Origin of the sequence: Ferrovibrio sp., from assembly GCF_017994015.1 — a bacterium.
Taxonomy (GTDB): domain Bacteria; phylum Pseudomonadota; class Alphaproteobacteria; order Ferrovibrionales; family Ferrovibrionaceae; genus Ferrovibrio.
In genome coordinates, this window is sequence record NZ_JAGOLP010000031.1 from 1 (window position 1) to 14814 (window position 14814).

Consider the following 14814-nt stretch of genomic DNA (forward strand, 5'->3'; position numbering starts at 1 on the left):
ACATTGGACACTAGTGACTGAAGATTTTGCAGCGTTAACACCAATGTGCCTGCCGGATTAGCATCTTCGCAAGCAGTGTCATTTGGATGAACGCTCACTCTGGTACGGCTCGTATCAGGATAAACACCGCGAAACCAATGCTCAGCGTTTAGAAGCTGTCCGTGCTCCTCTTTGCCTAATGGATTCCCGTCTTTCTTTTTACTCTTTGCCTCAATAATTAAAGCTTTTGCGTTTGGGATCAGCCAAAGCACATCTGGACCAATACCAAAATCAGACTCTGGTCGTTGCGTATCAAGTCCGATAAACTCCCCGAAGTCTGCCAAAGCTTGCTCAAACTGATTTGAAGTAGAGTCGGCGTTCAAAAACGCGACCACACTATCGAATTCGGCAAGCAGAGCGGCCTTAATGTGATAACTAGAAAGCTTTGCCACTATTCGCTGAGCTTGCTCACCCGCGAGGACGAGAGGCACATAACTAGGCTTGCGACGAGGGCGTAATAGATACCTATTCATGGAGTACGCATACTCCTGAAGCTTTTCTGCTTCTATGGCATCATTACCGGCAGCAGTGAGCCTTGCGGCCAATTCATATAACCATCCCCGTAGAGGGTTCGGCATATCTGGCTCTGCCTGGACTGCTTTTACAAGTAAGCTGGCCCCCTTGGCATTGTTACCTTGAGTGGCATGTCGAAATGCCTTGCGTTCAAGACCAGCATATTCCAACGAACTTGAGGCTTTGGGTGGAGCCTTTACTGCTTCTGAAAGTTTCTCCGCGTGAAATTTCTTCCAATCAGAGTCTCTCGCCAAACAGAGTTCAATGGTTTTGATAAGGTCTTCGGTATTCTTAACTTCATTACTAATAATTCTACCGATATCTATCTGTCCTCTGGTCGCGCTAGTTAAGAAATTTAAATTTGAATTTTTGCCGATCCAAGCGACAAGCTTCGTGCCAGAAAGGATCACTATACAATAGTCATGAGGGCCCCGCGCCCCCCTACCTATTCCCTGCTCTATACGCTGCGCCAGTATATTATTTACTGTATCTGACGACATTCGCATCGCACGAAAATGATCATAGTCCGATGTTCCCATCGGCAGACCATCCATTACCAGAATGCGACATGCATCATCTTTTAGATCAATTCCATCATATCTATTGACTAAAACAATTGGTGTCTTCTGCCCACCTCCTTTTAGATGCTCAATAGCAGCAGGAACGGCATCTGATTTTTTGGGAAGGTGCGCGATATCTGTCCACGCATCAGCACCTCTAGATGAGGGCACCAAAATCAAACTTCCAGCATTCCTGGGCATTATTACATCATTAATTATCTTTTTTATTAGAGGACTAATAGGCTGGTCGTTCAACTTCACTAGCTCGGGGATGAGAATCATTCGCTCACTGACACCAGCCAATGACGTAGATACAATTGGGTTAGAAACTTTATCAGGGGATGCATCAAAAGTCCGAACGATATCACTATCATCGGCGATTGTGGCTGACATATAGATTCGTCGCGGACATTGATCAAATGACGGGAACATCTCAACAAGAGGAAACAGAGGAGTAATTGTCGCCGCATCCTTGCTAATCAGAAGATGGCATAGGTGGAAACTGTCTCTAATCAAGGGCCATGAAAATGGATCAATCGCATCGCTAATTTTTCGAATATATTCTTTTACTTCTCTGGATTTATCCAACCAAGCCCAATATGGCACTTCAAGCACGCCAAAATCCTTACCACTCACAACATCGTCATACTCACCATCTTTATTCAAATCTCTAAAGACTACTCGAAAAAGCCCTGTAAGATATCGGTATGCCTCTTGGTGCTTATCCTTTAGAATCTCAAACGTAAAAGCTTCTCGAACACTAGAAAATGAAACGTGCGCATCATCCATAATTGTCATGCCAATTATGGCAGGAAACATAGTTCCGCGAATTCCGAAACGACTTTTCCCGTTAAATAAGGCTTGATACGTTGAGACTAGAACAGCTTCCCCATTTTCATATTGCTGTGGGAGCGGTTGTCCTTTCTCATACCTAACTGCGGGGATTCCATACTCTATGGCCTTTGCGACGGTTTGCTCCACAAGTTGGACCGTTGAGCATAAGTATAGAACAGGCGCCCTTTTCTCACTCATGTGAGATTGAGCTATAAGTAAGCCAACCAGTGTTTTTCCACCCCCTGTATTAAGCTTGATTACAAGATCATTTTCTTCGCGCCGGTCAAACCACGCATCTAAAACTTCAGATTGACTTGTGTAGAGGTCATTGATTTCTGGCGGCTTAGGAAGACGTTGAAAAATTTCACGGGGGTTGACTGGAGTATTTTTCGCACCATCCGCTCGCATTTTACGAAAATCGACCATATTTCCCCCTCATAGACATCTCAATACGAATCACTACAAAAAATACTATATATATAACAATAGACACCTAATAGTATTTTTTTAATTTCAAACATACTTTTAAATTGTAATATGGTGCGATTTTCTGAGTAAAATTTTCTCTAGCCATGCTGCACGATCCTTTTGACCGTGTCTTTTTGCCTTGCGCAACTGCTTCAGCCCCCCCTCACAAAAAGTGCGACACGTTCAGGATCAGCGCCACGCGCTCAGGCTCGCCGGTCTGGGCGGCCCAGGCGAAGGGCAGCAGGATGCGGCGGTAGCGCTGGTAATCCTTGTTGAGCCAGAACAGCGTGCGTTCCACATAATGCGGCTGGCCGGTGGCGGCCACGGCATCATATTCGGGCTGAATTTCGGCATTCTTGGCACCGTGGAATGCCGCCATTGTCTGGCCGGTGAATTCATAGCCGTGAATCTGCACCATCAGCGTGCCGGCGAGCCGGCAGCGATAGCCGCGTGTGGCCCCTGCCGCATCCACTTCGCGCTGCCATAACACAATATGCGGCAGCAGATCGGGGATTTGCAGCGGATCAAGATCAACACGATCCGGCAGCCGGCGCCCGGCCCGCTTCTGCTGCCACCAGGCCAGGGCGCGCAGCAGCCGGGCATCCTGCATCTGCGCCAGCGTGGCGGCGGGTTCAGGCATGGGGCGGGCAGCTGGCGGATCGCGATCAGCAGGCATGGCTTTGTTGTGCCGCAAATCCCCGCCGGCTCCAAGCGCAATCGCTGCCGCTGCGGCAGGGTGAAAAATACTGCTCTTGCCGCCACGGCATGCCGCCACGGCATTACCGCATCGGTAATTGCCAAGCCGCCAGCGGCATGGCTCAATCGCGCCATGACCGAGCAAATCATCCTGACGCGGCACAATGGCAGCCGCTTTGCCCTCACGCTGTTTGCGCATGATAACGCGGCGGCGCCGGCCATCCTGATCCAGCCCGCCATGGGCGTGCAGGCCGGCTATTACACCTTGCTGGCCGAGGCGCTGCATGCCGCCGGGCATCATGTCGGCATCTCCGAATTGCGTGGCCATGAGGCGGCGGCGGATGCGCCGCGCCCGGGCTGGGATTACGATTTCAGCTATCACGACATGCTGCATGAAGACTGGCCGCTGGCCGCCCAGGCGATGCAGGCGCGTTTCCCGGCGGCGCCGTTTTACATGCTGGGCCATAGCCTGGGGGCGCAGATCAGCTGCCTTTATGCCAGCCTGAAACCGGCCGGCCTGCGCGGCCTGATCGTGATTGCGGCTTCCTCGGTGCATTGGAAACTCTGGGGCTGGCCGTTCCTGCTCTACAGCCAGGCGGCGGGGCTTTCCGGCCGGCTGGTTGGGCATTTCCCCGGCAAGGTGTTCCGCTTTGCCGGCCGCGAGGCGCGCGGCGTGGTGGCGGACTGGGCGCGCCAGGCACGCACCGGGCGGTTTCTGCTGGGCCAGCCAAGAGTGGATTACGAGCCGAAGCTGGCTGAAGTGACCCTGCCGGTGCTGGCGATTTCGCTACAGGGCGATTTCTTTGCGCCGCATCACACATTGGATGCCCTGATCGGCAAGATGCCGCAGGCCGCCCTCACCCGGCTGCGGCTTGATCCCAAGGCGCTGGGCTTTGAAAAGATCGATCATTTCCGCTGGGCGCGGCAGCCGCAACTGGTGCTGCCGCCCGTGGCGCAATGGCTGGCGGCTCAGCCACCGGTGTAGCATTTCACCTTGGTCACTTCGCCGCTATCGGTCTCTTTGCTCGGCTCGCGGTAGATTTCCATGGTGCCGCGATTGCGCAATTTGCATTCGCCAAGCGGCAGCCAGGAGGAGAGCAGGATCACATAGATGAACTCGCCCGAGCCAAGCCGATCCGGCGCGCAATAACGCGTCACTTCTCTGGGCTTGGAATTCACCGTGGAATGCACGCGGCCTTCGCGCTTGATGCGGATCGGCCAGTTATACTGTGTCAGGTTGGCCACCGTGACACAGGCCTGCTGATCGTCGGTGACAATCGGCGGGCGGCCCTGGGCTAAGACGCCCGTGGCCGTAAACAACGCGGCGGCAACGCTCAAGGCAAGCGTGGCGCCGCGTCGCATCTCACTCAGCCGCCTCTTGCATGCCGAGCGCGCCCATATAGAGATCGAGCAATTCTTCCTGCTCGTCGAGATCGGCCTTGTCCATCTTGCGCAGGCGGATCACCTGGCGCAGGATTTTCACGTCAAAGCCATGGCCCTTGGCCTCGGCATAGACTTCCTTCACATCGTCGGCGAGCGCCTTCTTTTCTTCTTCCAGCCGCTCGATACGCATCACCAGCTGGCGGAGCTGGTCTGCGGCGAAATTGCCGGTCTTCAACTTGGTAGCCATGACAATCCCCTGGCAATGGCGAAATTCGAGGCGGGGATTATAGCGAACAGCCGCCCCGGCGGAACCACCCCGGCAAAGTTATCCACAAGCTAGTGCTTTTGCGCCTGCGAAGCTTCAGCGAATTTGGCCTTCTGCTCGGCGGAGGCTTCCTTCTGGTATTTCGCCTGCCATTCGGCATAGGGCATGCCATAGACAATCTCGCGCGCCGCCATCTTGTCGAGCGCGATGCCCTTGGTTTCGGCCGCAGCCTGATACCAGTTGGACAGGCAGTTGCGGCAGAAACCGGCCAGATTCATCAGGTCGATATTCTGCACATCGCTGCGCTCGCTCAGATGCTGCAACAGGCGGCGGAAAGCAGCGGCTTCCAGTTCGGTGCGGGTGGTGTCGTCGATGGCGTCGCTCATGCTCAGCTTCCCTCAGGCGAAATTCAGTGTTTCAGCAGCCAGCCACTCTACCACCTGGCGCAGGGCGGCGGCATGGTCCTGCCCATTATCTAGCGCAGCCTGGTAAACCTGCAACTGGCGCTGTGCCGAGGTGCCGCGCGCCAGGATCTGCCGCGTGGCCTGCACTTCGGGCCAATAGCCGCCAGCCAGTGCTTCCTCGCGCACCAGCTCGATCAGTTCTTCCAGCAAAAGCGCATAATCCACCGCTTGGCCCTTGCCAAAATCCACCAGCTGCCCGGCCACACCATAACGCGCCGCACGCCAGCGGTTTTCGTCGATCAGCGCATTGGCATAAAGCCGCCAGCGCTGGTTGCGCTGCCTGAGCCGCAGCAAAGCCGCCAGCAGGCCGCGATACAGCGCAGCAATGCTGATGGCATCATCCAGCCGGGTGCACACATCGGTAACGCGCAATTCCAGTGTCGGGAACCGCGCCGAGGGCCGGATATCCCACCACAGCTTGGTGGCATCGTCGATCAGCCCGGCCGCCACCAAACGCGACACCAGACGCTGATATTCGCCCCAGCTTTCAAACCGCTCGGGCAGGCCGGTGCGCGGCAGGCTGTCAAAGATCGAGACGCGGTAGCTTTGCAGGCCGGTGGCCTCGCCCTGCCAGAACGGCGACGAGGTGGAAAGCGCCAGCAGATGCGGCAGGAAATAGCTGACCTGATTCATCAGGTCGATGCGCAAATCCTCATCCGCGATGCCCACATGCACATGCAGGCCGCAGATCACCAGCCGCCGCGCCACCCCGGCCAGGTCCAGCGCCAGGGCGTCATACCGCGGCCGGTCGGTATGCCTTTGTTCGCTCCAGCGCGCAAACGGATGTGTGCCGGCGGCAATCGGCGCCAGGCCATGGCGCCCGGCCACTTCGGCCACGGCGCGGCGCAGCTGCATCAATTCATTCCGCGCCTGCGGCAGGCTGGTGCAGATGCCGGTGGCCACCTCGATCTGGCATTTGAGAAATTCCGGATTGATCTGGCCGCCCGGGATCAGCGCCTGGGCCTCGGCCAGCATGGCGGCCGGCGGCTCCACGGCCAGGGCGCCATCTTCCCGGCGCACCAGCAGGTATTCCTCCTCCATGCCCAGGGTGAAATCAGGCGCGCTCATCTTACGCGGCCAGCACGGCAACGCCGCTTTCTGCCAGGATGCGGCGGAAGCAGCGTTCCAGCCGCACAGCCCATTCGGCCACACCAGCCTCATCGGATATCAAATCCTGGCGCACCTCCACCAATACATGCGGCAGGCCGCGCCGCTCGCCATGTTCGCGGATGCTGAAGCCGGCCTGACTGCGGCCGCTATAGGGTTCGTTGTCGCCCACCACCAGCCCCGGCTCCTCGCGCAAGGCCTGGATCAACGGCAGGGCCAGGCGGCCATCCTGGTTCCACAGGATGCCGGCATGCCAGGGCCGCTGCCGCCCTTTCATGCTGGGCGTGAATGAATGGATCGAGAGGATGGCCGGCAAAGCACTGCGCTGCAACGCCGCGTCAATCGCCGCCGCCACCGCTGCGTGATAGGGCGTGAAATAGGCATCGATGCGGCGCTGGCGCTCGGCAGGGCTGAGATTGCGGTTGCCCGGCACCAGCACGCCGTCGCTGATCTCGCAGATCAATGTCGGATCATCCGGGGCACGGTTAATATCCGCCACCAGCCGTGAATAGCCGGCCAGCAAAGCCGGCGCATCCAGCGCCTGGCTGAGCTTTTCGGTCAGCGCGGCGGCGCCGATATCCCAGCCGATATGGCGGGTGATCTGTTCCTGGCTGAGGCCAAGATCGCCGAGTTCCGGCGGCACGGCATGGCTGGCATGGTCGCAGAGCAGCACAACGGGGGCGCGGCCGGCGCCGTTCAACACGCGGAAAGTCTGGTTCGGGGAGGTCATCGGCTCAATCGCGGCTAGGGTGCGGACTGATTGCCAGCAGGCCCGGTTAATTGCAAGGCCGGTGCGGCGTGGCTTACACTGTTGCAGTTTATAGCGACGGAAAAGCCACAGTGTTGCAGCATATCGCCATCGTCGGCAGCGGCCCTTCCGGGCTGTTCTGCGCCGATGCCCTGATCCGCCAGAATCCGGCCCTGCGTATCGATGTGTTCGACCGCCTGCCGACGCCCTATGGCCTGGTGCGTTTCGGTGTGGCGCCGGATCATCAGGGCACCAAGGCCATCACCCGGCAGTTTGACCGCCTGTTTGTCAATCCGCAGGTTCGTTTTTGCGGCAAGCTGGAGGTCGGCACCGCGCTGCCACTGGCGGTTTTACGCCAATTCTACGATGCCGTGATACTCGCCGTGGGGGCGCATCAGGATCGCCCCTTGGGCATTCCGGGCGCCGGCCTGGCCGGGGTCTATGGCTCGATGGCTTTTGTGGGCTGGTATAACGGCCATCCGGATTTTGCCGGCCTGGCGCCTTTGCTGGATCGCCCCGGCCTTGCCGTGATCGGTCAGGGCAATGTGGCGGTGGATATCGCCCGCCTGCTTGGCAAAAGCCCGGCTGAACTGGCGAGCAGCGATATCTGCGCCCATGCCGCAAGGGCCATCCAGGCCGCGCCACTCAGCGATATCTACATGATCGGCCGGCGCGGCCCGGTGGAAGCCAGCTTCACCAGCGCCGAACTGGCCGAATTGGGCAAGCTGGAGCGCGTCCGCCCGGTTTTGCGCCGCAGTGACCTGCCGGAAAACCTGCCAAGCGGCCTCGATCCTTCGGAAGCCAAGGTGAAGGAACGTAATCTCCAGCTTCTGCATGACTATGCCGCGCGTGATGATGACAAGCCGGTGCGGCTGCATTTCCTGTTCCACAGCGCGCCGCAGGCCATTCTCGGCGATCAGCGTGTTGAGGCCCTGGCAGTGGCCGGCGGCACCAAGCCGCTGGATGTGGGCTGCGTGATCGGCGCCATCGGCTATCGCACCCAAGCCTTGGGCGACCTGCCGGCGCCGGATGCAGCCGGGCGGCTGCCTAACCAGGATGGCCTGATCGAAGCCGGGCTTTACACATTGGGCTGGGCTAAACGCGGCCCGTCCGGCACCATCCCGACCAATCGCAGCGAGGCCAAGAGCGTGGCCGACCGCCTGCTGGCGGATTTCGCCAACGATACCGCGCCGGCCAAAACGGGCGGTGCCGGGCTGGATGCCTGGCTGCGGCAGCAGGGCATCACGGCCAGCGATTTCGCCGCCTGGAAACGCATCGAGGCGCGTGAAACCGCCGCCGCCCGGCCTGGTGCGCCGCGCGAAAAACTGGCGCAATGGGCCGAACTGGATCAGGCCATACAGGATACGCAGCAGCAGCAGGCACAACAGTGAACGCGCCACAATCCGAGGCTGGCGCGCTACCCACCTGGCCGGTGCTGGCAGCCACCACCGGCACGCAATCCTTCACCACGCTCTGCGCCCTGGGGCTTTCCGCCGTGGCGCCACGCGCCGCTGCCAGCCTGGATGTCGGCCCGGCGCTGGTCGGTTATCAGGTCGCCATCGTCTATACCGGCGCCATGCTCACCTCGCTGATCGGCGGCAATATCGTGCGCCGCTTCGGCCCCACCCGCGCCAGCCAGATTGCGCTCTGGGTCTCGGCGCTGGGCTGCGCCTGCTCCGCTTTCGGCACGCTCTGGAGCCTGGCCCTCGGCGCCCTGATCATGGGTTCGGGCTATGGCTTCACCAATCCCGCCGCCTCGCTGCTGCTCAGCCGGGTGCCGGCTGGCGGACGCATGAACCTGATCTTTTCAATCAAACAATGCGGCGTGCCGATTGGCGGCATGCTTGCCGGGCTGTTATTGCCGCCTGTGACGCTGGCTTTTGACTGGCGCGCAGCCATGCTGCTCTGCGCCCTGCTCGCCTCTGGCCTCAGCCTGATGTTGCAGCCGGTGCGCCGCGCCTGGGATGGCCAGCGCCAGACGGATGCGCCGATTTTCGCCCGCCCCTTCGATGGCCTGCGCCTGATCTGGAATCATCCGATCCTGCGCTGGCTGGCCCTGGCATCCCTGGCTTATTCCGCCGTGCAGCTCAGTGTCACCGGTTTCCTGGTCACCTATCTGGTGGCGGAAGTGAATTTCACCCTGCTGGCCGCCGGCAGCATGCTGGCCATTGTCCAGATTGCCGGCGCCTGCGGCCGCCTGGCCTGGGGCATGCTGGCGGATCGCCTGCGTTCGGGCCTGCTGGTGCTGATCATCAATGGCGCCGTGGCGGTACTGGCGGCGCTGGCCACTGCCGCCATTGCGCCAGACTGGCCCTGGCTGGCGATTGCCGCCGCCGCCGGGTCGTTCGGCTTCTGCGCTATCGGCTGGAATGGTGTGTTCATTGCAGTGATCGCGCGCCAGGTGCCGGTGGCCCAGGTCGGCCATGCCACGGGCGGCACGCTCAGCATCACCTATGCCGGCGTGCTGCTCGGCCCCTCGGTTTTTGCCGCGCTGCATGACAAAGCCGGCATGAGCTATGGCACCGCCTATGCTCTGATGGCGGTGGCAACGCTGATCGGTATCGGCCTTTTGATCCAGGGCCGGCGTAATATCCGGCGCTGAGCGATCAGGGCAAATCGCCAATGCGCAGGTTCAGCGTCATGCGCTTCGGCTTGTCGCCGAAATTCGGCGGCAATTGCAGCGGCTGGGCCAGCCGCATGGCGCGCATGAAGGTCTCAGCCGATATACGATAGCTTTCCGCACCCCGGGCGCGCACGATCTGCTCCCAGTTGCGGATCATGGCGCTCATGTCCCAAGGATCATTCTTGCCAAAGGGCGGCGCCAGCATGCCATTGGGCAGCACAACATACGAACCAGTCACCTGCACATCAGCGAATTGCGGCGCCTGACGATCAATGATCCAGTTGGTGGCGATCTGGGCCAGGAAAAAATCCTGCTCGGATTGCCGCATCTCCGGCGCGGTTTGCACCAGGGCCTGGGCTTCGTCGCGGCTGAGCGGACGTTGCGGCGCGGCTGGCGCCTGCGGCCGAGGCGCAGGTTTCGGCGCTTCAGCCTGGCCCTGGGGTGATGGCAGTGGTGCCGGCGCGGGCGTCTGGCGCGGCACAGGCTTGGGCGCCTCGGCCTGCGCCTTTGGCGACGGCGCAGTGGATTGTTCGGCCAGCGGCGCGCGCTGCAATTGCGGTGGTTCGGGCGGCGGGGCGACGGCCGGGGGCGGCGGTGTGCGCGCCGGCGGCGGTGGCGGAATCACCATTTCAATTTCCAGCGGAGTTTCCGCCAGTTTGACGCCTGCCGCCCAGGGCTGCAAATAAAGCAGCCAGGCGAACAGCAGATGCAGCAGCAGCGACACGGCAACGCCAAACGCGATCCAGCGGTCGCGGTTATCCTGACGGGGCGGCAGATGCAGTTCTGGGGCAGCCTTCAACATGCCCAGAGAGGTAGCGGCTTGGGCGGCTTTCGCCAAGCCCCGGGACTTTATGGTCGCCGGGCCGGGGCGTATAATTTCGCCCGTAAAAATCCGAAACACTGTAAATGCTTGGGAGAGAAAACCGTGACCGAGCCCGTCCTTTATAGCCTGTCCGGCACCATTGCCGTGCTGACCGTTAACAACCCGCCGGTGAATGCGCTGGGCCAGGGCGTGCGCCAGGGCCTGATTGATGGCCTAGCCCGCGCCAATGCCGATGCCAGCGCCAGCGCCATCGTGATTGTTGGTGGCGGCCGCACCTTCATTGCCGGCGCCGATATCCGCGAATTCGGCAAACCGCCGCAGGCGCCCGATCTCAACAGCGTGCTGGCCGCCATCGAGGCCAGCGCCAAGCCGGTGGTGGCGGCGATCCATGGCACTGCTTTGGGCGGCGGCCTGGAAGTGGCGCTATCCTGCCATTGGCGCGTGGCGGTGCCGGCTGCGCAGGTTGGCCTGCCGGAAGTGAAGCTGGGCATTCTGCCCGGTGCCGGCGGCACCCAGCGCCTGCCGCGACTGGTCGGGCCGCAGATGGCACTTGAGATGATTACCTCCGGCAATCCGATTCCGGCCCGCAAGGCGCTGGAAGTGGGCGTGGTGGATCATGTGGCCGAGGGTGAACCCACCGATGTGGGCGTGGCCTTTGCCACCCAGGTGGTGGCCGAGGGGCGCCAGGCCGTGCTGGTGAGCCAGCGCAGCGACAAGGTGACGGGCGTTGACCCGGCGCTGTTTGAAACCTTCCGTAAGGGCATGGAAAGGAAAGCCAAGGGTTTCTTCTCGCCCTGGCGCTGCGTCGATGCCGTGGAAGCCGCCTGCACGCTGCCTTTCGCCGAAGGCCTGAAGCGCGAGCGCGAGCTGTTTCAGCAATGTATGGAAAGCCCTCAGCGCGCGGCGCAAATCCATGCCTTCTTCTCGGAACGGGAAGCCGGCAAGATTCCCGGCCTGCCGGCGGATGTGAAGCCGAAGCCGATCAAGGCCGCCGCCGTGCTCGGCGCCGGCACCATGGGCGGCGGCATCGCGATGAATTTCGCCAATGCCGGCATCCCGGTGAAAATCCTCGAAGTATCGCAGGAAGCACTGGCGCGCGGCCTGGGCGTGATCGAGAAGAACTATGCCACCAGCGTGCAGCGCGGCTCGATGAAGCAGGAAGCCATGGACCGCGCCATGAAGCTGATCAGCGGCACCCAGCGCTACGAGGATATCGGCGAGGCTGATATCGTGGTGGAAGCGGTGTTCGAGGAAATGGGCGTCAAGAAGGAAGTGTTCAAGAAGCTGGACCAGGTGATGAAGCCCGGTGCCGTGCTGGCTTCCAATACCTCGACGCTGGATATCGATGAGATCGCCTCGGCCACCAAGCGGCCGCAGGATGTGATCGGCACGCATTTCTTCAGCCCGGCCAATGTGATGAAACTGCTGGAGAATGTGCGCGGCAAGGCCAGTTCGCCGGAAACCATCGCCACCGTGATGCAGCTTGGCAAGACGTTGCGCAAAGTGGCGGTTCTGGCCGGCAATTGCGACGGCTTCATCGGCAACCGCATGCTGCATGGCTATCTGCGCGAAGCCAATTTCCTGCTCGAAGAAGGCGCCACGCCGCATCAGGTGGATACCGCTCTGGAAGCCTTTGGCCTGGCGATGGGTCCATTCCGTATGAGTGACCTGGCCGGCCTCGATGTCGGCTGGCGTATCCGCAAGGGCAAGGCGCATCTGCGGCCGCAGGGTGAGCGGTATTCGCCTGTCGCCGACCGGATCTGCGAATTGGGCCGTTTTGGCCAGAAAACCGGCGCCGGTTTCTACAAATACGAAGGTCGCAACGCGCTGCCCGATCCGGTGGTGGAAGAAATCATCCTGGCCTCGGCCAAGGAGCAGGGCATTGAGCGGCGGACAATCTCCGACGAGGAAATTGTGCAGCGCTGCATGTATCCGCTGGTCAACGAGGGCGCCCTGATCCTGGAGGAAGGCATCGCCATCCGATCCAGCGATATCGACATCACCTATCTTTTCGGCTATGGCTTCCCCGTTTACCGGGGCGGGCCAATGTTCTGGGCCGAGCAGATCGGGCTCGACAAGGTGCTCGCCACGATCCGGGAATTCCACAAGGTGCACGGCAAGGCCTGGACCCCCGCCCCGCTTCTGGTGCAATGCGCCGAAGCCGGCACGGGCTGGCCCAAGGGTTAGGCCAAAGGGCCGTTTGCACCGCGCGTAGAGGTAAAAACGGCCGTTATGTCCGAAACCATTGCCCCCGAAAGACCGGGCGCCGACCCCATCGGCGCCCGGCGTACTTTCGCCATCATCGCCCATCCTGACGCCGGCAAGACCACGCTGACCGAAAAGCTGCTGCTGTTCGGTGGCGCCATCCATCTCGCCGGGGCGGTGAAAGCGCGTGGCGAAAGCCGCCGCGCCCGCTCCGACTGGCTCAAGATCGAGCAGCAGCGCGGCATCTCGGTTTCCACCTCGGTGATGAATTTTGAGTATGAGGGCTGGACCTTCAACCTGCTCGACACGCCGGGCCACGAGGATTTCTCGGAAGACACCTATCGCACGCTGACTGCCGTGGACAGCGCGGTGATGGTGCTCGACGCTGCCAAAGGTATCGAAACCCAGACCCGCAAACTGTTTGAGGTTTGCCGCCTGCGCGACGTGCCGATTGCCACCTTTGTCAACAAGATCGACCGCGAGAGCCGCGATCCGTTTGAATTGCTCGACGAAGTGGCTTCCACCCTGGCGCTGGAATGTGTGCCGGCCAACTGGCCGGTCGGCATGGGCCATGATTTCCGTGGCTGCTATGACCTTTTTGGCAAGCGCCTGTTGCTGGTGGGCAAGGAAAACAAGAATCTCGAACCCGAAGTGATTGTGCTGGATCGGGGCCTGGACGATCCGCGCGCCACCGAGATGATTCCGGCCGCACAATTGGCCAAGCTGCGCGAGGATATTGAGCTGATCGAGGGCGCCTGCCCGCCCTTCGATGCCGAAAGTTATCGCCAGGGCCATATGACGCCGGTGTATTTCGGCTCGGCGCTGAAGAATTTCGGCGTGGATGAATTGCTCAAGGGCCTGGGCCAGTTCGCCCCGCCGCCCCGGCCGCAGCCGTCTGACAAGCGCATGATCCTGCCCACCGACAAAACGGTGAGCGGCTTTGTGTTCAAGGTGCAGGCCAATATGGACAAGAACCACCGCGACCGCGTGGCGTTTTTCCGGCTCTGCTCGGGCCATTTCAAGCGCGGCATGAAGCTGCGCCAGGTGCGCAGCGGCAAGCCGATCACGGTATCGAACCCGACGCTGTTTTTTGCCCGTGACCGTTCGCTGGCCGACGAAGCCTGGCCGGGTGACATCATCGGCATCCCCAACCATGGCACATTGCGGGTTGGCGACACGCTGACCGAGAACGAGGATTTGCGCTTCACCGGCATTCCGAATTTTGCTCCGGAAATCCTGCGCCGGGTGCGGCTGTCCGACCCGATGAAGGCCAAGCATCTGCAACGTGCGCTGGAGGATTTGGCCGAGGAAGGTGTCACCCAGGTATTCCGGCCGCGTTTTGGCTCGGACTGGATTGTTGGACTGGTCGGCCCGTTGCAGCTTGATGTGCTGGCGGCGCGGCTGGCCGAGGAATACAATCTTGAAGTGGGCTTCGAGACCGCGCCATATGAGACCGCGCGTTGGATCAGCGCCGAGAATCCGAAGGATATCGACCTTTTCCTGGAGCAGAATCGCGCCACCATCGCCGATGACCGCGATGGCGCCCCGGTCTTCATGGCACGCAACACTTGGGAATTGTCGTATACCGAGAAGAAATGGGATAAAATCCGCTTCCATGCCACACGGGAACGCGCTTGAGCCTTGCCTGAACCGCCGCCATCTGCTGCTTGCCATGCTGCTGGCCGCATTGCCGCTGCACGCCCAGGCGCAAGACAAGAAAAAGGCCGATCCCAACAAGCCGGTGGAACGCCCGCCGGTGCTCAATCCACTGTTGACCGTGGAAGCTGTGACGGCGCCGGTGGCGCCGGTGGCAGGCAAGCCACCTGGCACCATCATCATGACCTTCACGCTGGATTGCGGCACCACCGAGAATGCCCAGGCCGTGGATAACATGATGCCGCGCGTCTACAACGCGGTGATCCTGGAACTCAACCGCGAGCCGCTGGGCCAGAATGGCCGTATCACCGACCAGGATCTGGAAGCAATGAAGCGCCGCCTGCTGTATCAGATCAACCGCGCGCTGCGCGGCCCCATGGTGAATGCCGTGCTGATCCGCAGCTTGCAGGAAGTGCCGCGCCGGGGTTAG

The 14814-nt window shown here is 60.7% G+C and carries 14 protein-coding genes; 6 read left to right on the top strand and 8 right to left on the bottom strand.

All coding sequences use genetic code 11. From position 1 onward, the window contains the following. Nucleotides 1–2372 (bottom strand): DEAD/DEAH box helicase family protein (locus KBB36_RS14165; RefSeq protein ID WP_290982043.1); only part of this gene is annotated, 2372 nt, incomplete at its 3' end. Nucleotides 2373–2577: 205 nt separating this feature from the next. Further along, nucleotides 2578–3054 (bottom strand): PAS domain-containing protein, encoded by a 477-nt coding sequence (locus tag KBB36_RS14170; protein ID WP_290982046.1) that lies wholly within the window; start codon nucleotides 3052–3054, stop codon nucleotides 2578–2580. Between the two features lie 189 nt (nucleotides 3055–3243). Here KBB36_RS14170 and KBB36_RS14175 point away from each other — a divergent pair, with 189 nt between their 5' ends. Further along, nucleotides 3244–4095, top strand: a complete 852-nt coding sequence (locus KBB36_RS14175; protein ID WP_290982049.1) for an alpha/beta fold hydrolase — start codon at nucleotides 3244–3246, stop codon at nucleotides 4093–4095. On the opposite strand, the gene KBB36_RS14180 is transcribed toward KBB36_RS14175, so the two are convergent. The 5 genes from KBB36_RS14180 to KBB36_RS14200 form a co-directional block, all read right to left on the bottom strand. After that, complete coding sequence (locus tag KBB36_RS14180) at nucleotides 4080–4472, bottom strand: hypothetical protein (protein ID WP_290982052.1); 393 nt, start codon at nucleotides 4470–4472, stop codon at nucleotides 4080–4082. The genes KBB36_RS14175 and KBB36_RS14180 overlap by 16 nt on opposite strands. Before the next feature lies 1 nt (nucleotide 4473). Continuing rightward, nucleotides 4474–4740, bottom strand: coding sequence for a DUF2312 domain-containing protein (locus KBB36_RS14185; RefSeq protein WP_290982055.1), 267 nt, complete (start codon nucleotides 4738–4740; stop codon nucleotides 4474–4476). A gap of 89 nt (nucleotides 4741–4829) precedes the next feature. Continuing rightward, nucleotides 4830–5144: a DUF1244 domain-containing protein gene (locus KBB36_RS14190; RefSeq protein WP_290982058.1), complete on the bottom strand. Its 315-nt coding sequence runs from the start codon at nucleotides 5142–5144 to the stop codon at nucleotides 4830–4832. A gap of 12 nt (nucleotides 5145–5156) precedes the next feature. Continuing rightward, entirely contained in the window at nucleotides 5157–6290 is a 1134-nt protein-coding gene (locus KBB36_RS14195; protein WP_290982061.1) for a carboxylate-amine ligase, read from the bottom strand. A 1-nt stretch (nucleotide 6291) separates the two neighbouring features. Continuing rightward, a complete protein-coding gene (locus KBB36_RS14200; protein ID WP_290982064.1) occupies nucleotides 6292–7059 on the bottom strand; it encodes an N-formylglutamate amidohydrolase in 768 nt (255 codons plus the stop codon). A 110-nt stretch (nucleotides 7060–7169) separates the two neighbouring features. Here KBB36_RS14200 and KBB36_RS14205 point away from each other — a divergent pair, with 110 nt between their 5' ends. Together KBB36_RS14205 and KBB36_RS14210 are read left to right on the top strand one after the other, a co-directional pair. Further along, nucleotides 7170–8468 (top strand): ferredoxin-NADP reductase, encoded by a 1299-nt coding sequence (locus KBB36_RS14205; protein ID WP_290982066.1) that lies wholly within the window; start codon nucleotides 7170–7172, stop codon nucleotides 8466–8468. Next, nucleotides 8465–9679, top strand: a complete 1215-nt coding sequence (locus tag KBB36_RS14210; RefSeq protein WP_290982068.1) for an MFS transporter — start codon at nucleotides 8465–8467, stop codon at nucleotides 9677–9679. Before KBB36_RS14205 ends, KBB36_RS14210 begins: the two co-directional genes overlap by 4 nt. A 4-nt stretch (nucleotides 9680–9683) precedes the next feature. Here KBB36_RS14210 and KBB36_RS14215 read toward each other — a convergent pair whose 3' ends face one another. Then, nucleotides 9684–10502 (bottom strand): hypothetical protein, encoded by an 819-nt coding sequence (locus KBB36_RS14215; protein WP_290982072.1) that lies wholly within the window; start codon nucleotides 10500–10502, stop codon nucleotides 9684–9686. A 123-nt stretch (nucleotides 10503–10625) separates the two neighbouring features. Here KBB36_RS14215 and KBB36_RS14220 point away from each other — a divergent pair, with 123 nt between their 5' ends. Genes KBB36_RS14220 through KBB36_RS14230 form a run of 3 tightly spaced genes read left to right on the top strand, consistent with a single transcriptional unit; the run spans nucleotide 10626 to nucleotide 14814 of the window. Then, nucleotides 10626–12710: a 3-hydroxyacyl-CoA dehydrogenase NAD-binding domain-containing protein gene (locus KBB36_RS14220; RefSeq protein WP_290982075.1), complete on the top strand. Its 2085-nt coding sequence runs from the start codon at nucleotides 10626–10628 to the stop codon at nucleotides 12708–12710. Nucleotides 12711–12755: 45 nt separating this feature from the next. Further along, nucleotides 12756–14366, top strand: coding sequence for a peptide chain release factor 3 (locus KBB36_RS14225; protein WP_290982078.1), 1611 nt, complete (start codon nucleotides 12756–12758; stop codon nucleotides 14364–14366). Next, nucleotides 14344–14814, top strand: coding sequence for a hypothetical protein (locus KBB36_RS14230; protein WP_290982081.1), 471 nt, complete (start codon nucleotides 14344–14346; stop codon nucleotides 14812–14814). Before KBB36_RS14225 ends, KBB36_RS14230 begins: the two co-directional genes overlap by 23 nt.